Raw genomic sequence first — 19,019 nt, forward strand, 5'->3', positions numbered from 1 at the left:
ATGAAAACTAATGAAATGTATAAAGAAGCTGGTGTCGATTTAGAAGCCGGATATGAAAGTGTTCGTTTAATTAAAGAAAAAGTTAAGCAAACTTATAACTCTAATGTTTTAAGTTCCTTAGGTGGCTTTGCTTCTTTATTTAATCTAGATTTAAGTGGTATAAACAATCCTGTTCTTGTTAGTGGAACTGATGGTGTAGGTACAAAATTAAAGTTAGCCTTTTTAGCTCAGAAATTTGATACTATTGGAATTGACTGTGTAGCAATGTGTGTTAATGATATTATTTGTACTGGTGCAAAACCTTTATTTTTCTTAGATTATATCGCTGTCGGTAAAAACAATCCTAAACAAATTGAAGAAATTGTAAAAGGGATGTGTGATGGTTGTATTGATTCCCAATGTAGTTTAGTTGGTGGAGAAACAGCTGAGATGCCAGGTTTTTACAAGATTGGTGAATTTGATGTGGCTGGATTTGCAACAGGTGTTGTTGATAAAGATAAGATGATTAATGGTGAAAATGTTAAAGAAGGGGATTTAATTTTTGCTATTCCATCTTCTGGAGTTCACTCAAATGGATTTTCACTTGTTAGAAAAATCTTCCATACCAAAGAGTCTTTATATAAAGTTTATGATGATATTGATAAGCCTTTAATTGATTATTTATTAGAACCAACCAGAATTTATGTTAAAGATATTTTAAAGTTACAAGAAAATGTTGAACTAAAGGGTGTCTCTCATATTACTGGAGGTGGTTTCTTTGAAAACATTCCAAGAACCATTAAAGATGGCTTATGTGCAAAGATTTATAAGAATAATATTAATGTATTAGATGTTTTTAAGGTAATTCAAAAAGAAGGAAATCTTGATGAAAACACAATGTTTAATACTTTCAATCAAGGTGTTGGTTTGATTTTTATTGTTGATAAAAATGATAGTGAAAAAGTTAAATCCTTAGTTGATGACTGTTATTTAATTGGTCAGATTGTTAAGGGTGAGGAAAAAATAGTTTTATGTTAAATGTTGCTGTTTTAGTTTCTGGGAGAGGAACAAATTTAGAAGCAATTTTGAAGGCAAAATTAAAGGGAAATTTACAAAAAGCTAATATATCTTGTGTAATTAGCAATAAAAGTGATGCATATGCATTGCAAGTGGCAAAACAATATGGTGTTGAAGGTTTTATTATTGATGCAAAAAAGCAATTTGAATTTGAGAAAGAATTATTAAATCTTTTAATTAGTCGAAAAATTGACTTAGTAGTTTTAGCTGGGTTTATGAAAATTCTTTCCTCTTCATTCATTATTTCATATAATAAACCAATAATTAATGTGCATCCTTCTTTAATTCCAAGTTTCTGTGGTAAAGGGTTTTATGGCTTGAAGGTTCATGAGGCAGCTCTAGAAAAAGGGGTTAAAGTTAGTGGTGCAACAGTTCATTTTGTAAATGAAATCCCAGATGGTGGAAAAATAATTTTACAAAAAGCTGTTGAAGTGAAAGATGGTGATGATGCACCAACTCTACAAAAAAGAATTATGGAAGAGGCCGAATGGATTATTTTGCCAAAAGCAATTGATATGTTATCAAAGGAAGGTTTATGATTGATATTTTTGATTTTTATTCATCTTTAGAATATCCAGGAAGAAATATTACTATTGGAAGATTAAATGATGATTCGATTTTTTTCTGTTATGGAATTATGGGACGTAGTACTCATTCTAAAAATAGAATTTTTATAAAAGAAGATGGCGTTGTTAAAACTAAAGCTTTTGATGAAAGCCTTTTAAAAGATCCTAGTTTAATAATTTATAATGCTATTATTCCTTTAAAAAATGGATTTATTGTAACTAATGGTGATCAAAGTGATACAATCCATAATTATTTAAAAAGTAATCAAACCTTTGAAGCTGCTCTAGATACTAGAGAATATGAAGATGATGCTCCAAATTATACGCCTAGAATTAGTTCTTTAATAACTTTTAAGGATAATGATTTAGAAAAACTTAAAATAGCAATTCTAAAAAGAGGTATGGAAGGAGTTAGACGTTATTACTTCAATTACGAAAAAATTGAAAAAAATACAGCTTTAATTATTACCACTTATAGTGAAAATACTAACCCATTAAAATCATTTGTAGGGGAACCTATTGAAGTACGTTTACCAAAAACATGCGATATTAAAGAATTAACAGAAAAAGTTTTTGCATCTCAAAATGACGCAAATAAGATTTCTTTATATGGTTTGAAATATAAAGATGGTAATAGTGAAGATATAATAATAAATACAAATGGGGATAAATAATAATGGACACAATTAATTTAAAATATGGATGTAATCCACATCAAAAGAATGCAAAAATTTATGCTGATAATTTACCAATTAAAGTTTTAAACGGTAACCCAGGATATATTAATTTAATGGATGCATTAAACTCTTATCAATTAGTTAGAGAATTAGATTTAGCTTTGGATTTACCAGCAGCTGCATCGTTTAAACATGTTAGTCCTGCTGGGGCAAGTGTATATTATCCACTAAATGATGCTGAGAAAAAAATGTATTTTGTTAAAGAAGAATTAAGTGATTTAGCTGTTGCTTACACTAGAAGCAGAGGTGCAGATAGACTTTCTTCTTTTGGAGACTTTGTAGCATTATCAAGAGAATGTGATGAAAGTACTGCAAAATGTATTAGAAGAGAAGTCTCCGATGGTGTTATCGCTCCAAGCTATAGTGAAAAAGCATTAGAAATTTTACAAAAGAAAAGAAATGGTTCTTACACAGTAATTCAAATAGATAAAAATTATTTACCGCCTAAAAGTGAAAAAAGAGAAATCTTTGGGATTACATTTGAAATGGATCGAAATGATGTAATTTTTGATAAATCATATTTAGAAGAAATTGTAACAAAAAATACTAATTTAGATGAAAGTGCAATTATTGATCTAATTGTTGCTTCCATTTCAGTTAAATATACTCAATCTAATTCAGTTTGTTATGCTTATAGAGGTCAAACTATTGGTGTTGGTGCTGGTGGACAAAGTAGGATCCATTGTACTCGATTAGCTGGTGATAAAGCTGATAGATGGTTATTAAGAACTCATCCAAAAGTATTAAATCTACCTTTTAAAGAAAAACTATCTAGAAATACAAAAGATAATGTTATTGAACAATATTTAAATGAAAAGAGAGAGATTGATTTATTTAATGAAGAAACTCTTGCACAATATTTTACTTCTCCAGTTGAAGAGTTAACTGAGGTAGAGAAAGCTGAATATTTGAAAAATATTAGAGGTGTTAGTCTATCCTCCGATGCTTTCTTCCCATTTGAAGATAATATTTTCAGAGCTTATAGAAGCGGGGTTGATTATATTGTTCAACCTGGTGGTTCTATTCGTGATGAACAGGTTATTAAAACCTGTGATGATTTAAATATGGTTATGGCATTTAGTCATTTAAGATTGTTCCATCATTAGGAGATTTAAGGGTGAATATTTTAATTGTTGGTGGCGGTGGTAGAGAGGATGCAATAATTTGTAAATTGCTTGAAAATGAATCTATTGAGAAAATATTTGCCCTCCCTGGTTCAGGAATCAAAAGAGAAAAAGTTGAATCTTTTGATATCAAAACTACTGATTTTGATAAAATAATTAAATTTTGTAAAACTCATATAGTTGATTTTGCAATTGTATCTCCAGATGATCCATTAGTTTTAGGTTTAGTTGATGAATTAGAAAAACTAAATATATTAACTTTTGGACCAAATAAGAGAGCTGCAATAATTGAAGGAAGTAAAAGTTTTGCTAAAGAATTAATGGTAAAATATAATATTCCTACAGCAGAATATGCTTCATTTGTTGATAGCGATAGTGCAATTAAATATCTTGAAAATTGTAGCTTTCCCGTTGTAATAAAAGCTGATGGCTTAGCCTTAGGCAAGGGTGTAGTTATTTGCGAAACAAAGTTAAATGCAATTGATACTATTATAGATTTTATTGATAACAAAAAGTTTAATCAAAGTAGCAGTAAAATTATTATTGAAGAGTATCTTGATGGATATGAAGTTTCAATTTTAGCTTTTTGTGATGGTAAAAATATCAAGCTTTTAGCTTCTTCAATGGACCATAAAAGAATATTTGATGGTGATGAAGGGTTGAATACCGGAGGTATGGGAGTTGTTGCTCCTAATCCTTATTTTACAGATGAAATAAAACAATATTGTGAAGATCATATTTTTTATAAAACTGTTGATGCAATGAATCAAGAGAATCGAACTTTTAAAGGTTGTTTATATTTTGGACTAATGATTTTAAAAGATAAAGCAAAAGTAATTGAATATAATTGTCGATTTGGAGATCCAGAAACTCAAGCTGTTTTACCATTGTTAAAAAGTGATTTATTAACGATAATGATGGCCTGTACGGAAGGTAATCTTAATGATATTGATGTTGAAGTAAGTGATATGACATCATGTAACTTAGTTGTAGCTAGTGGTGGTTACCCAGAAAGTTATGAAAAAAATAAAGAAATAAAGATTTCAAAACTTGAGAATTCTTTTGTTTATTATTCTGCAATAAAAAGTGAAAATGAAAAAATTTATACAAATGGTGGTAGAGTATTAAGCCTAACAGCAATCTCTCCTAAATTAGAAACCTCAATTAATATGGTATATGAAGATGTAAAAAATATTCATTTTGATAATATGTACTATAGAAAAGATATTGGACAAAAAGCCTTAAGAAAATAAAGTGGGAAGTTATGGTTAAAACTGTTTATGTAAAGAAAAAAAATAATTTTAAAGATAAAATTTTAAGAGATGAATTAAATCAATTATTAAATCTAAAGATAGAAAATTTGGTTACATATAATAGATATGAAGTTGAAGGATTAACTGAAGAATTATTTGATAAAAGTGTTAAATATGTTTTTAGTGAAGTAAATTTAGATGAAGTTTTTTATAAATTACCAAAATATCCTTTAATGTTTGCAATAGAATTATTAGATGGTCAATTTGATCAAAGAGCAGATTCTGCTGCAAAATGTATTAATTTATTGTCTGAAGGTAAATCTATTAAATTGAAAAGTGCAACAGTATATGCTCTTGAAGGTTCTTTAAAAGAAAATGAATTAGAGAAAATAAAAAAGTATTTAATAAACCCTGTTGAATCTCATGAAGCTAGTTTAATAGAAAGAGAACACATTGAGACAGTTGAAAAAAAGGTTTCTGAAATCGAAATTATCAATGATTTTATAAGCTTTGATTTAGATAAACTAATAGCTTTAAGAGAAAGTTATGGATTAGCTATGGATATTGATGATTTAAAACTATTTCAAAGTTATTTCATTAAAGAAAATAGAGATCCAAGTGTTGTTGAGTTAAAAGTTGTTGATACTTATTGGAGTGATCACTGTAGACATACAACCTTTAATACAATTTTTAATGAAGTCTTAATTGAAGATGAACAAATTAGAAAAACATATGAAGATTATTTAACCACAAAGCAAAAGTTAAATTCTAAAAAACCTAATTGTTTGATGGATGTTGCAACTATTGCTTCAAAAGCTTTAGTTAAAGAAGGTTATAATAAAGCAGTTGAAGTAAGCGAAGAAATTAATGCTTGTTCTATAAATATAAAAGTTGATGAAAATAACAAGGATGAAGATTACTTGTTATTATTTAAAAATGAAACACATAATCATCCAACAGAAATTGAACCTTTTGGTGGAGCTGCGACTTGTATTGGTGGGGCTATAAGAGATCCATTATCTTCAAGAGCTTATGTTTATCAATCTATGAGAATAAGTGGTTGTTCAGACCCTAGAGAGTCTTTTAATCAAACAATGAAAAATAAATTACCACAAAGAACAATTGCTAAAGTTGCTGCAAAAGGAAATAGCAGTTATGGTAATCAAATTGGTTTAGCAACCTCTTTAGTAAAAGAATTTTATCATAGTGGTTATAAAGCAAAACATTTAGAGTTAGGAGCAGTAATTGCAGCTGCAAAGAGAGAAGATGTAGTTCGTGAGACACCTCTTTTAGGAGATGTAGTTATTCTATTAGGTGGCAGAACCGGTAGAGATGGAATCGGTGGAGCTACAGGCTCTTCTAAAGCCCATGATAAAAAATCTTTACAATCATGTGGAGCCGAAGTTCAAAAGGGAAATGCTATTGAAGAGAGGAAATTACAACGATTCTTTAAAAATGGTGAAATAACAAAACTTATTAAACGTTGTAATGATTTTGGTGCTGGTGGAGTTTGTGTTGCAATTGGAGAGTTAGCACCTGCTTTAAATATTAATTTAGATAAAGTCCCTTTGAAGTATGAAAATTTAAGTGTTGATGAAATTGCTATAAGTGAATCTCAAGAAAGAATGGCTATTGTTGTTAGGGAAAAAGATTGTAAGTTCATAATTAATGAAGCCAATAAAGAAAATATTGAGGCAACAGTAGTCGCAAATATTACTGATGATGGTAAATTGACAATGACTTATAATGATGAGATTGCTGTTTCAATTGATAGATCTTTCTTAGATACAAATGGTAGTGAAAAATATACTGATGTTTTAATTAAGAAAAATGATGATTTTGATACATGTTCTATACCAGATAATATTGAAGCTTATTTAAATGATATGTATCAAAAATTAGATTATTGTTCTCAAAAAGGTTTAAGTAATATTTTTGATTCGACTATTGGTGCAGCTAGTGTGTTAATGCCTTATGGTGGTAAATATCAAAATAGTAAAGAGCAGGTAATGTGTGCAAAAATTCCTGTTTCCACTAACACTAGTACAGTTTCTCTTATGAGTTATGGTTTTGATCCAAATTTAGTTGATTCAAATCCATATAAAGGTAGTTATTTATCAATATTGAGTTCTGTATCAAAATTGGTTGCTAGTGGAGCTCCTTTAAATAGTATTTATTTATCATTGCAAGAATATTTTCCTTCAGTGAAAAATGATAGTGAAAGATGGGGAAATGTATTAAGCGCATTACTTGGAGCTTATAAAGCTCAAATGGATTTGAAACTAGGGGCTATTGGCGGTAAAGATTCAATGAGTGGAACATATGAAGATTTAGATGTTCCAAAAACTTTAGTATCTTTTGCTGTAGGTACCACAAAAGTTGAACATGTTAAACCCTCTCTATTTATGAAAAATAATTCAACTATTATAGCTTTACCAATTATTGATGATGTAAAATTATATTTTGAACAAATTGGAAAATTAGTTGATAATGATTTAGTAATATCCTCATATTCTATTGAAAGAGGTGGAATTTTAGAAGCACTAACTCAAATGAGTTTTGGTAATAGAATAGGAATAGATATTTTAAATGATGTTGATTTATTTAAATATAAAATTGGTTCTATTGTATTAGAAGTTAGTGATATTAATAAATTTAATAGCACCTTAGATAATACTTCTATTAATTTTGATATAATTGGTAATACATTATGCGATTATTATTTGAATTATAAAGATGAAAAAATTGATTTATTAACTCTTCAAAATGTTTCAGAAAATGTTTTAGAGAAGGTTTATCCAACAAAAGTAGAAGAGAGTGATATTGAAATTTCTAATGTTGATTATGAATGTAAAAATGTATTATATGCTAAAAATAAAATTTCTAAACCAAAAGTAATTATTCCTGTATTTGTTGGAACTAACTGTGAATATGATAGTGCTAAAGCTTTTAGAGATGTTGGTGCTGAAGTTGAAGAGGTAATTATTAATACCTTTAATAAGTATACTCTTGATGAAAGTATAAAAGATTTTTCCAAGAAATTAGCTAATAGTCAAATATTATATTTCCCTGGTGGATTTAGTTCTGCAGATGAACCTGAGGGTAGTGCAAAATTTATTTCAAGTTTTATTCAGGCTCCAAGAGTTACTGCAGCAATAAATGATTTATATAAAGAAAGGGAAGGCTTAATTTTAGGAATATGTAATGGATTCCAAGCTTTAATTAAATCTGGTTTATTACCATATTCTGAGATTTCAAAAATAGATTCAACTAGTCCTACTCTTACATATAATACAATTAACCAACACCAATCATCTTTGATAAATGTCAGAATTTCTTCAAATAAAAGTCCTTGGTTAATGCATTATAATGTAGGGGATAATTTATTGATTCCAATCAGTCATGGAGAAGGTCGTTTTACTTGTAATAAAGAACATCTTGATAGACTTATACAAAATGGTCAAATTGCTGCTCAATATTGTGATTTTGATAATAAGCCTTCTATGGATACTTTCTATAATCCTAATGGTAGTGTTTTTGCTATAGAAGCAATTACAAATGAAGATGGAAGAATATTAGGAAGAATGGGACATCTTGAGAGATGTAGAGAAGATTTATATAAGAATATTAAAGAATATAAAGCTAATAATTTGATGTTTAAAGGGGCAATAACATATTTTAAATAATTTTACTTGTATTTATTAGTAATATACTTTAATAATAAAATCGTTATATTTGATTATTAGTATGTAACTAAATATAGTTGTTATGTGTTAATGATGATGTAGACATTTTTTACGGGAGTTTATATATGAAAAAGAAATTTTTAACTGTTACCTTTTTAGTTTTGCTAATTAATATGAGTTTGTTTGCTAGAACAACTATAGTTCACTCATCTTATTATGATGATGGTCCAAACCCTTTGTTTAATGATATTTATTCATCTTTATTATTCAATACAACTGCTACTCAAGATTATAATGCTGCAAATGATGATTTTTTATTATTATATGGAGCTAATTTTAGTGGTTCTGTATATTTTATGGATGTACCAGTTGGTGTAAATTATAGTTTAGATTTACTTCCTATTGAGAATACTACTTTCATGATGGAAGGTATGGTAGGTCTATCTATTAGATCAAATACAGAAACAACTCAAGAGAGCTTCTTTAATTTAGGACCGGCTTTCTCTATTGTTGATAATAGTGAAGCTACTCTTGATCCATATACTTTAGTTTATTGGGGTGTTGGACTTAATACAGGAGTTAGAGTATCTGCTGCAAATATGAAATACTTTACAATGGATTTAGGTCTATCTGGAAAAGCTTTATGGTTAGATTCATATAATAGTGAAACACCTATTACAATGTCTTTTACCCCAAAAGACTTTAGATATTCATTCAGTGGATATATTGGTTTTACATATAGATGGTTTGCTCCAGATTGGAGTGATAAAGACTTAAACGTAATAGTTGCACTATAGATTTATAGATTTATTTTAAATTAATCGCTCTTTGTAAGACTTAAAATCTTACAAAGAGTTTTTTGTTTTTAGTTAATAAACTTTTTGATAGCCATAACATTAAATTCGTTCTTTTTAAGATACTTTATTGCATCGAGAGCTGCTTTTGCAGCACTAGTTGTAGTTGTATATGGAATTTTTTGTTTTAAGGCTTCACTTCTTAAATCATCATTACTCATTATTGAATGGAATCCCATTGGAGTATTAATAATTAAATCGATTTTTTTAGCTCTAATATAATCAACAATATTAGGATTTCCATCTTTAGTTTTTAACATTACTTCACATAATATTTTATTTTCATAAAGATATCTTGCGGTTCCTCTAGTTGCAGCAATGGTAAATCCAAGATCAATTAATTCTTTTACAATTGGTAAAATTGTCTCTCTGTCTTTTTTATTCACACTGATTAATACTTTACCTTTTGTTGGGAGCTTGTTTCCAGAACTAATTTGACACTTTGCAAAAGCTTCGCCAAAAGTTGTACCACTTCCTGTTGTTTCTCCTGTACTTCTCATTTCAGGTCCTAGTACAGGGTCAATGTTTACAAATCTGTCAAAGGAGAATACGGCTTCTTTAATTGCCCAACCAATTGTACAAGAACCTGATTCATATTTTTGATCTGCTTTTACTAAATTCTGTTCGATAAGGTTGATATTTGAGAAAACTTTTGTAGCAACTTCTATTAAATTTATTTGTGAGTATTTGGAAATGAACGGAACAGTTCTACTTGCTCTTGGGTTTAATTCAATAATGTAGAGAGTGTCATCTTTAATTGCAAATTGCATATTAACAAGACCTACAATATTGAACTTTTTACATAATTTATAAGTAGCTTCTTTCATCTCAGTTAGATGTTTTTCTTTTATTTTATAAGGAGGGAATACTGCGGCACTATCTCCACTATGGATTCCTGCAGCTTCAATATGTTGTAAAATACCACCTACAAATAATCTTTCTCCATCAAATACTCCATCTAAATCATATTCAAAGGCATCTTCTAAGAATTCATCAATTATTAAAGGTTTTTCTTGAGTAATTATCACATTCTGTGTTTCTAAGAATTCTTTTAATGAGATAGCATTATAAGCAATAAACATGCTTTTCCCACCTAACACAAAAGAAGGTCTAACTAGAACAGGGTATCCAAATTTTTCAGAAATATTGAATACTTCTTCTTTGCTATAGGCAATACTGTTTTTAGCTTGGTTTAAATTTAAATCAATAATTGCTTCTTTAAAAATTGCTCTATCTTCGCTAGCATTAATTCCTTCTACACTTGTTCCAATAATATTAAAACCAGCATTTCTTAAATCTTCTGCAATATTTAAAGGAGTTTGACCACCAAGTTGTATTATTACATCTTTAATTTGTTCTCTTTTTAATATTTCAATAACACTTTCGCTGTTTAATGCTTCAATATATAGTCTATCACTAGTATTGTAGTCTGTACTTACAGTTTCTGGGTTTGAGTTAATTATTAAAGTCTTTCTATTTAATTTTTTATAAGTTAAAGAACAGAGAGAACAGCATGTATCAAATTCAAGACCTTGTCCTATTCTATTTGGTCCACTAGCTAAAATTGCTATACCTTCATCTTTTAGGATTTCTCCTTCAGCTTCTTCCCCATAGGTATTATATAAATAAGGAGTTAAAGCTTTAAACTCACCAGCACAAGTATCAACAAAGTGAGGAGTAATATGGATATTAAATTCATCTCTAAGCATAGAAATATCTGCTTCTTCTCTATCTGTAAGAGTTGCAATCCTTTTATCGCTCATTCCAAATTGTTTAGTCTTTAAAAGTAATTCTTTGGTTAATTGAGAATTTTTAATTTCCTTATCTAATTTTGTTTGTTCAAGTAGTTGATATAAGAAGAATTTATCAAAGCCAGTAATATTTTCTATTTCATCAATTATACCCTCTCCAAATTCAGCAATTTTTGTGTATGCAGAGAAAATTCTAAGTGGGTGAGCATTATTTAAATATAAATCAACATTATCTTTTAGTTCTTCAAGACCTTCAAATCCAAATTCAATTGATCTAATTGCTTTATTTAATGCTTCTAAAATAGTTCTTCCAATTGCAAGAGATTCTCCAACACTTCTCATTTGGGAACCAATAGCAGAAGGTGGAAGAGGGAATTTTTCTAATTCAAATCTTGGTACTTTAACAGCACAATAATCTAGTGCTGGTTCAAAACAGGATACACTTTTACCAGTAATCTCATTTACAACTTCATCTAGACTATATCCTATTGCTAATTTTGTTGAACAATGAGCAATAGGGAAACCAGTAGCTTTTGAAGCTAGGGCTGAAGATCTTGAAACCCTTGGGTTCATTTCAATGACTACCATCTCTCCAGTATTTTTATTCATAGCAAATTGTACATTAGATCCACCACAGTCAATTCCGACTTCTCTAAGGATTGCAATTGATGCATCTCTCATTGCTTGATATTCTTCATCACTTAAAGTTTGAATTGGAGCTATAGTAATTGAGTCCCCAGTATGAACTCCCATTGGGTCAATGTTTTCAATAGAACAAACTACAATAGCATTATCATTTTTATCTCTCATAACTTCCATTTCAAATTCTTCCCAACCTATTAAAGATTGTTCTATTAAAACTTGAGAAGTTGGACTTTCTAATAAAGCATTTTTAATTAAATCAATGTACTCTTTTTCGTTATCAGCAATAGCACCACCTCTACCACCTAATGTAAAGCTTGGTCTAATTATTAAAGGAAATCCAATAGTTTTAGATAAAGCTATAGCTTCATCTAGATTATTTGCTATACCACTTTGAGGAGAGTTTAGATTAAGTTTTGAAACTAATTCTTTGAATTTGCCTCTATCTTCAGCTTTTTCAATTGATTCTACACTAGCACCAATTATTTCAACATTATATTTATCCAAATATCCCTTATTTTTTAAATCTAAAGTTAGATTTAATGCTGATTGTCCACCAACAGTTGAGAGGATTGCATCTATTTTTTCTTTCTTAAAAATAGCTTCTACATATTCACAAGTTAGAGGTTCCATATATACTTTATCAGCAAGGGATGGGGTGCTCATCATAGTTGCAGGGTTTGGGTTAATTAAAATAACTTTATACCCTTCTTCTTTTAAAGCTTTAATTGCTTGAGTTCCACTATAATCAAATTCACAAGCTTGACCGATAATAATTGGTCCACTACCTATAACTAATATAGTTTTTATATCTAATCTTTTTCCCATTATTTAACCTCACTTAAAAATTCATCAAATATCCATAGGCTATCTTTAGGACCAGGACTTGCTTCAGGATGGAATTGAACACATTTTATATTTTCTTTAGGGAATTTCATTCCTTCAACTGAATTATCATTAGAGTTTATAAACCAAAGCTCTGCACCTTTAGGTAGCTCAGAACAAACAAAACTGTGGTTTTGGCTTGTTACAAAAGTTTTTTTAGTGAAAATATCTGTAACAGGTTGGTTGGCTCCATGATGACCAAATTTCATTTTTTCTGTTTTCCCACCTAAAGCAATTGTTATAATTTGATGACCTAAACAGATTCCAGCAATAGGAATTTGGGATTTACAATCTTTTACTAATTTTATAGCAGCAGTTTGTGTTTCAGGATCCCCAGGACCATTGCTTAAAAATAATAAATTAAAACCTTTATTTAAAATTTCTTCTTTTGTTGTATCTGAATTAAATAAAGTAACATCAACATTTCTTTTATATAATTCTTTAACAATTGATTTTTTTATACCAAAGTCAATTAATGCACATTTAATCTTATTATCCTTATTTATTGTTGTGCCAATTATTTCTGGATTTAGAGTTGTTTTTTTTGTAGAAACATTTTTGCATTGGTTCGTTTGTGAAATAAAAGGAAAGGATAATAAATATTTTTGAACAAATTCTTTATCTTCCTTTCCTAAATTATCTTCTTTAATAATAATAGCTCTTTTAAAACCGGTGTCTCTGAGATGTAATGTTAAGGCTCTAGTATCAATACCGGATATTCCAATAATATCATTATCAATGAGATAATCTTTTATTTTTTCCCGGTTGTTAAAAACTGCTCCATTATAATAGTCTTTTACGACAATAGCACTGACATGAACCTTTTTCTCTAGTATGGTTTCTTCCTCATTTTTTAATATCCCATAATTACCAATTTGAGGATATGTAAAACAAACCATTTGTCCAGTATAAGAAGGATCACTGAGTATCTGTTGATAACCGCACATACTTGTATTAAATACAATTTCACTAGTACTAGTATTTAAATTAATATCTTTTAAATTAGGGATTTCTGCCCCAAAAGATATGCCTTTAAAAGTTGTACCATCTTCTAAAAATAATGTTGCCAAAATGTTGTCCTTTTTATGTTTAATTTGATTTAAAAAACTTAAAAACTTAAATTGTTGACATCATAGATTATAATTGTTGCAAAATCAAGTATTTTAGCAACAATTTACGAATATTTTTTGAATATTTATTTAATAATTGTTGCAAAGTTGTTGTATTTAGATAAAAATTTACATAATTGTTGCATTTTTATTTAGAAAAAGCATAAAAAAAACGGAAGTAAAATACTTCCGTTACTATTAAGATGCCGCCTCCAGGAATTGAACCAGGGACACAAGGATTTTCAGTCCTTTGCTCTACCAACTGAGCTAAAGCGGCGTCAACGATGTTGTTTATACACTGTAGAAAATTTATTGTCAACACCTTTTACCAAAAAAATTGTTTTTTTGAAGTATTTGCTTGTTTTTTTTGCATTAACTAAAGTTGAACTAAAAATATTATTGAATAATTATTATTGCTCATGATATTCTAATATTCATGGAAAAAGAAAAATTAGCTCAAGCTATAAACTGGGAAACAATATTAAAATTATATAATGATGATTATGAAAAAGCCTGTAAAGTATGGGATTTATATAAGCATATGTTTTTATTTCCAATTAGTAGTGATTTTTCTTTATGGTCTGTAAAGTTGGATGTTTCAATAAATAAATTATTTGAAACATATTCTATTATAAAAGACAATTTTAAAGATTTATTAAGTGAAACAAAAATATTAGTTTATGGAGATATTTATTGGCCAAATCAAATAAATGATTTTCCTTATCCTACGAGAGTTTTATATTGCTTAGGAAAAGTAGAACTTTTAAGTAAGACAAATGTTTCAATTATCGGAACGAAATCTCCAGCGGCAAAATCAGTTGATAAAATAGATAAAGTTGTTGATAATTTGATTAAAAATGAAATTTTAGTAAATAGTAGTTTATCTTTTGGTATTGCTGGTCATGCAGCAGTAAAAAGTCTTTCTAGTTTTGCACCAGTTATTGCAGTAATTCCTACCTCTTTAGATAAGTACTATCCAAAAGAACATAAAGATATACAATCTTATATAGCAAAAGAAGGTGGAGTAGTAATTACTAGGGTTGCTCCAAGAGATAAAAACATTAAATGGAATATTTTATTAAGAAATAGACTTATGAGTGCGCTCTCTTCTTCTCTGTTAATATTAGAAGAAGTGGATGGTGGTGGTTCCATTCAAATTGCTGATTTTGCACTAAGTAATAATAGAGATGTTTATTTTTTTAGTTCCCTAAAATCTGATTCTTCAATTTCTTGGCCACAGAAGTTAATTAATAAAGGTGCTAAAACATTAAGATTCCCTAGTGATCTTCCTAAAGCTATAAATGGTATTGTCCCTGTAAAATTGAATAAAAAAAGAGAATCTGAAGAAATTGTTCAAATGAGATTATTTTAATTTTAAATATTAGGCTAATTTTTTGAAATAATTACTATAAATCTTGACTAAAAAGAAGACAAAAATTACTATCGTTGATATGGATAAACAACTAACCGCAAACGCATTAAGAAAAAAATTTATAGATTTTTTTGTATCAAAAGACCACAAACAAATTAGTGGTGCTTCATTGATTCCTGAAAATGATCCAACAGTATTATTTACAACTGCTGGAATGCATCCCTTAGTACCTTACATTTTAGGTGCTGAACATCCTTCTGGAAATAGACTTTGTGATTATCAGAAATGTATAAGAACAGGTGATATTGATTCAGTAGGGGATCCTCATCATCTAACTTTTTTTGAGATGTTGGGAAACTGGTCATTAGGGAGTTATTTCAAGAAAGAAGCAATAGCTTTTAGTTATGAATTTCTAACAAAAGAATTAGGTATTGATCCAGAAAAATTATCAGTAACTGTTTTTGCAGGAGATGATCTTGTTGCAAGAGATGAAGAATCTGCAGCTGAATGGAAAAAACATGGTATTCCTGAAGAAAGAATTTATTTCCTACCAAAGAAAGATAACTGGTGGGGACCTGCAGGTGAAACTGGTCCTTGTGGTCCTGATAGTGAAATGTTCATTGATACTGGTCGTGAAAAATGTAGTGAGGATTGTAAGCCTGGTTGTTCTTGTGGAAAATATTTTGAAATTTGGAATGACGTATTTATGGGATACAAAAAACTAGAAGATGGCTCCTATATTGAAATGGATAGAAAATGTGTTGATACCGGTATGGGTATCGAAAGAACAATTGCTATTCTTCAAGGTAAGAAAAATGTTTATGAAACTGAAGTATTTACTCCAATTATCTCTGGTATCGAAGAATTATCAAATGTAAAGTATGGTGATTCTGATGAAACTGATATGTCAATTCGTATTATTGCAGACCATATTAGAACAAGTTGTTTTATCTTAGGCGATCAAAGAGGCCTAGCTCCATCTAATGTAGGTCAAGGTTATATTTTAAGAAGATTAATCAGACGTGCTATTAGACATGGAAGAAAAATTGGTATTGAAGGTTCTTTCTTAAGTGAATTAGCAAAGATTGTTATTGATCTTTATAAAGAAGCCTATCCTGAATTATTGGAAAATGTTGAATTTATTCATAAAGAACTTGAATTAGAAGAAGATAAATTCAGTAAGACTTTACAAAAAGGTGAAAAGGAATTTATGAAAATGATTCCTAATATCTTAAAAGGTAAAGCAAAAATGATTCCTGGTAGAATGGCTTTTAAATTATATGATACTTATGGTTTCCCAATTGAATTAACTAAAGAGTTGGCTCAAGAAAATGGATTAAGTGTTGATGAAGAAGGTTTCTCAGTAGCTTTTGAAAAACACCAAAGCCAAAGTAGAAGTGGTTCAGAGCAAAAATTTAAAGGTGGTTTAGCTGATCATAGTGAAAAGACAACAGCTTTACATACTGCAACTCATATGCTTCACCAAGCTTTAAGAACTATCTTAGGTGATCATGTTGGTCAAAAAGGTTCAAATATTACTGTTGATAGATTACGTTTTGACTTTACACACCCTGAAAAAATAAGCAAAGAAGACTTAAAAAAAGTTGAAGATATGGTTAATGCTGAAATTCAAAAGAATCAAGATGTTATTTGTGAAACTATGACTTTAGAAGAAGCTAAAAAGCAAGGTGCTATAGCATTCTTTGATAGTAAATATGGTGAACAAGTAAAAGTATATTCTATTGGAAATTTCTCAAAAGAAGTTTGTGGTGGTCCTCATGTTTCAAATACTAGAGAAATGGGTCATTTCAAGATTTTGAAAGAACAATCATCTTCTGCAGGAGTTAGAAGAATTAAAGCTAACTTAATTAAAGAAGATAAATAGTTTAATTAATAATTTGTTTATTATTTATAGCCTCTAAATTAATATTATAATTTCATTTGAAGTTGGAAATATTGTTTAGAGGTTTGTTTTTTAGTAACATTCGTATTTTTTTTGGGTACTCTTTTTTACTTTTTATAATATATATTTTACAAAAAGGATTTTAATAATTAGAATAAATACATACTATGAAACTAATAATAATTATTTAGTTTTTTAGTTGGAGGTTTTATGCCTAAAATAAAAAAAATTGTTTTATTTTTTTTAATTATTATTACCTTTTGTTTTATAAGTTGTGATTCGAAAGATCCAATAATAACAATTGTAAATAAAAACTTCACGGAACAGAGAATTATTGCAGAAGCTTTAAAACAATATTTAGAAGCTAGAGGCTTTAATGTTGAAGTGAAAGAGTTAGGTGGAACTTTACAATGTTTTAATGCAATAAAAAGTGGTGATGCAGATTTATATTGTGAATATACAGGTACAACATATAGAGCAATTTTTGGGCAAACTGACAATCTTAGTATAGAAGATACATATAATTATGTAAAAGATAGATGTGAAGAAGAATTTGGTATCACCTGGTTAAGACCTTTAGGCTTTAATAATACTTATGTAATAACAGTAACTCAAGATTTAGTTAATAAGTATAATCTTAAAACTATTTCTGATTTAAAACCTATTGCAAATAATTTAGTATTAGGTGGACCATTTGAATTTGCTGTGAGAGAATATGATGGTTATCCTGCTTTAATAAGAGAGTATGGATTTGAATTTAAAGCATATAAAGCAATGGATCCTGCATTGACAACTAAGGCTTTATTAAATGGGGCGATAGATTTAAATACTTATTTTTCTACAGACGGGAGAATTGCTAAAAATAATTTTATAAATTTAGAAGATGATAAGAATGTTTTTCCTCCCTATTATTGTACTCCCATTATGAAGGCAGATTTTGCAAAAGCAAATTCTGAAGTAGTAAAAGCCTTGAATGAATTAGAAAATGTTATATCGGATAAAGATATGCAATATTATAATTTGATTGCTGATGAAGGTTTAAGTATTGAAGAAACAGCAAAGAAATTATTAGAAGATAAAGATTTGATTTAATTTTAAATCTTTTATAATGATTAAAGTTAAAAGAGAGAGTGAGAATGAGAAAAAGAAATAAGATAATATTAATTTTTTTGATAGTATTAATTATCTCATTCTTTTTTATAAATTGTAATTCTCAACAAAAAGATACAATAATAGTTGCACATAAAAACTATACAGAACAAAGAATTATTGGTGAAGCTGTTGGTCAATATTTAATTAATAAAGGTTTTGATGTTGAAGTAAAAGAATTAGGTGGTACCTTACAATGCTTTAACGCTCTTCAAAAAGATGGGGCTGATATTTATTGTGAATATACAGGGACAACATACAGTTCAATATTTAATCAAACAAAAAATTTAGGTAAAGATGCAACTTATGATTATGTTAAAAAACGATGTGAAGAAGAGTATGGAATTACTTGGCTTGAATCCTTAGGTTTTAATAATACATATGAATTGGTTGTTAATAAAGATTTTGCTAATAAATATAATCTAAAAAACATATCAGATTTAAAGCCAATTGCAAACCAATTAATTTTAGGTGGAGATCAAGAATTCCCTATTAGAGAAGGTGATGGATATTCTGCATTTATTGGAACATATGGTTTTGGATTTAAAGAATATAAGGGAATGCCTTATAGTAAAACAGCTCAAACCTTAGTAAATAAAGAGGTAGATATATTAGCATATTATTCAACAGATGGTAGAATTTCAAAATATAATTTTGTAAGTCTAATAGATGATAAAGGTGTTTTCCCGCCTTATTATTGTACACCAATTATGAAAGAAGATTTTGCAAAACAGAATCCAGAAGTAGTTGATGCACTTAATCTTTTAGGAAATAAATTTACAGATGCAGATATGCAAAAATATAATTTAATGGTTGATGAAGGCTCTAGCATTAAAGAAACTGCAACAAAAATGTTACAAGATAAAAATTTAATAAAATAAGAATATAAAAGAGGCTGTTTCAGAATTAAACAGCCTCAGTTTAGATAAAAA

The 19,019-nt window shown here is 28.7% G+C and carries 13 protein-coding genes and 1 tRNA gene; 11 read left to right on the top strand and 3 right to left on the bottom strand.

Annotated features, from left to right (window positions below; genetic code table 11):
• The 7 genes from purM (at position 1) to ACZ5RS_RS04620 (ending at position 9,219) form a co-directional block, all read left to right on the top strand.
• The gene (purM, locus tag ACZ5RS_RS04590) at positions 1-1,017 is read left to right on the top strand and encodes a phosphoribosylformylglycinamidine cyclo-ligase (protein ID WP_464637918.1); all 1,017 of its coding nucleotides are present in this window, start codon (positions 1-3) and stop codon (positions 1,015-1,017) included.
• Positions 1,011-1,595, top strand: a complete 585-nt coding sequence (gene purN, locus ACZ5RS_RS04595) for a phosphoribosylglycinamide formyltransferase (RefSeq protein WP_464637920.1) — start codon at positions 1,011-1,013, stop codon at positions 1,593-1,595. The genes purM and purN overlap by 7 nt, the downstream gene beginning before the upstream one ends.
• Positions 1,592-2,296 (top strand): IMP cyclohydrolase, encoded by a 705-nt coding sequence (locus tag ACZ5RS_RS04600; protein ID WP_464637922.1) that lies wholly within the window; start codon positions 1,592-1,594, stop codon positions 2,294-2,296. Before purN ends, ACZ5RS_RS04600 begins: the two co-directional genes overlap by 4 nt.
• Before the next feature lie 2 nt (positions 2,297-2,298).
• On the top strand, positions 2,299-3,465 hold the full coding sequence (locus tag ACZ5RS_RS04605; RefSeq protein WP_464637924.1) for a phosphoribosylaminoimidazolecarboxamide formyltransferase: 1,167 nt from the start codon (positions 2,299-2,301) through the stop codon (positions 3,463-3,465).
• Between the two features lie 11 nt (positions 3,466-3,476).
• Positions 3,477-4,736, top strand: a complete 1,260-nt coding sequence (purD, locus tag ACZ5RS_RS04610) for a phosphoribosylamine--glycine ligase (protein ID WP_464637926.1) — start codon at positions 3,477-3,479, stop codon at positions 4,734-4,736.
• Between the two features lie 11 nt (positions 4,737-4,747).
• Positions 4,748-8,422, top strand: coding sequence for a phosphoribosylformylglycinamidine synthase (locus tag ACZ5RS_RS04615; protein ID WP_464637928.1), 3,675 nt, complete (start codon positions 4,748-4,750; stop codon positions 8,420-8,422).
• A gap of 125 nt (positions 8,423-8,547) precedes the next feature.
• Positions 8,548-9,219: a hypothetical protein gene (locus ACZ5RS_RS04620; RefSeq protein WP_464637930.1), complete on the top strand. Its 672-nt coding sequence runs from the start codon at positions 8,548-8,550 to the stop codon at positions 9,217-9,219.
• Positions 9,220-9,287: 68 nt separating this feature from the next.
• Here the strand turns inward: ACZ5RS_RS04620 and carB are convergent, their stop codons facing one another.
• The 3 genes from carB to ACZ5RS_RS04635 form a co-directional block, all read right to left on the bottom strand.
• The gene (carB, locus tag ACZ5RS_RS04625) at positions 9,288-12,497 is read right to left on the bottom strand and encodes a carbamoyl-phosphate synthase large subunit (protein ID WP_464637932.1); all 3,210 of its coding nucleotides are present in this window, start codon (positions 12,495-12,497) and stop codon (positions 9,288-9,290) included.
• Positions 12,497-13,624, bottom strand: coding sequence for a glutamine-hydrolyzing carbamoyl-phosphate synthase small subunit (gene carA, locus ACZ5RS_RS04630; RefSeq protein ID WP_464637934.1), 1,128 nt, complete (start codon positions 13,622-13,624; stop codon positions 12,497-12,499). The genes carB and carA overlap by 1 nt, the downstream gene beginning before the upstream one ends.
• Positions 13,625-13,867: 243 nt before the next feature.
• Positions 13,868-13,940: transfer RNA gene (locus tag ACZ5RS_RS04635), tRNA-Phe, on the bottom strand.
• 159 nt (positions 13,941-14,099) lie between these two features.
• Here ACZ5RS_RS04635 and ACZ5RS_RS04640 point away from each other — a divergent pair.
• The 4 genes from ACZ5RS_RS04640 (at position 14,100) to ACZ5RS_RS04655 (ending at position 18,968) form a co-directional block, all read left to right on the top strand.
• The gene (locus ACZ5RS_RS04640; protein ID WP_464637936.1) at positions 14,100-15,035 is read left to right on the top strand and encodes a DNA-processing protein DprA; all 936 of its coding nucleotides are present in this window, start codon (positions 14,100-14,102) and stop codon (positions 15,033-15,035) included.
• A gap of 79 nt (positions 15,036-15,114) precedes the next feature.
• Entirely contained in the window at positions 15,115-16,920 is a 1,806-nt protein-coding gene (locus tag ACZ5RS_RS04645) for an alanine--tRNA ligase (RefSeq protein WP_464637938.1), read from the top strand.
• Between the two features lie 228 nt (positions 16,921-17,148).
• On the top strand, positions 17,149-18,030 hold the full coding sequence (locus tag ACZ5RS_RS04650; RefSeq protein ID WP_464637940.1) for an ABC transporter substrate-binding protein: 882 nt from the start codon (positions 17,149-17,151) through the stop codon (positions 18,028-18,030).
• Positions 18,031-18,074: 44 nt separating this feature from the next.
• On the top strand, positions 18,075-18,968 hold the full coding sequence (locus ACZ5RS_RS04655) for an ABC transporter substrate-binding protein (RefSeq protein ID WP_464637942.1): 894 nt from the start codon (positions 18,075-18,077) through the stop codon (positions 18,966-18,968).
• Positions 18,969-19,019 lie beyond the last annotated feature (51 nt).

The organism is Pleomorphochaeta caudata, from assembly GCF_055395745.1.

Coding starts and splice junctions, on each gene's coding strand:
- purM (WP_464637918.1), top strand. CDS start 1: ATGAAAACTAATGAAATGTATAAAGAAGCTGGTGTCGATTTAGAAGCC.
- purN (WP_464637920.1), top strand. CDS start 1,011: ATGTTAAATGTTGCTGTTTTAGTTTCTGGGAGAGGAACAAATTTAGAA.
- ACZ5RS_RS04600 (WP_464637922.1), top strand. CDS start 1,592: ATGATTGATATTTTTGATTTTTATTCATCTTTAGAATATCCAGGAAGA.
- ACZ5RS_RS04605 (WP_464637924.1), top strand. CDS start 2,299: ATGGACACAATTAATTTAAAATATGGATGTAATCCACATCAAAAGAAT.
- ACZ5RS_RS04615 (WP_464637928.1), top strand. CDS start 4,748: ATGGTTAAAACTGTTTATGTAAAGAAAAAAAATAATTTTAAAGATAAA.
- ACZ5RS_RS04620 (WP_464637930.1), top strand. CDS start 8,548: ATGAAAAAGAAATTTTTAACTGTTACCTTTTTAGTTTTGCTAATTAAT.
- carB (WP_464637932.1), bottom strand. CDS start 12,497: ATGGGAAAAAGATTAGATATAAAAACTATATTAGTTATAGGTAGTGGA.
- ACZ5RS_RS04640 (WP_464637936.1), top strand. CDS start 14,100: ATGGAAAAAGAAAAATTAGCTCAAGCTATAAACTGGGAAACAATATTA.
- ACZ5RS_RS04645 (WP_464637938.1), top strand. CDS start 15,115: ATGGATAAACAACTAACCGCAAACGCATTAAGAAAAAAATTTATAGAT.
- ACZ5RS_RS04650 (WP_464637940.1), top strand. CDS start 17,149: ATGCCTAAAATAAAAAAAATTGTTTTATTTTTTTTAATTATTATTACC.
- ACZ5RS_RS04655 (WP_464637942.1), top strand. CDS start 18,075: ATGAGAAAAAGAAATAAGATAATATTAATTTTTTTGATAGTATTAATT.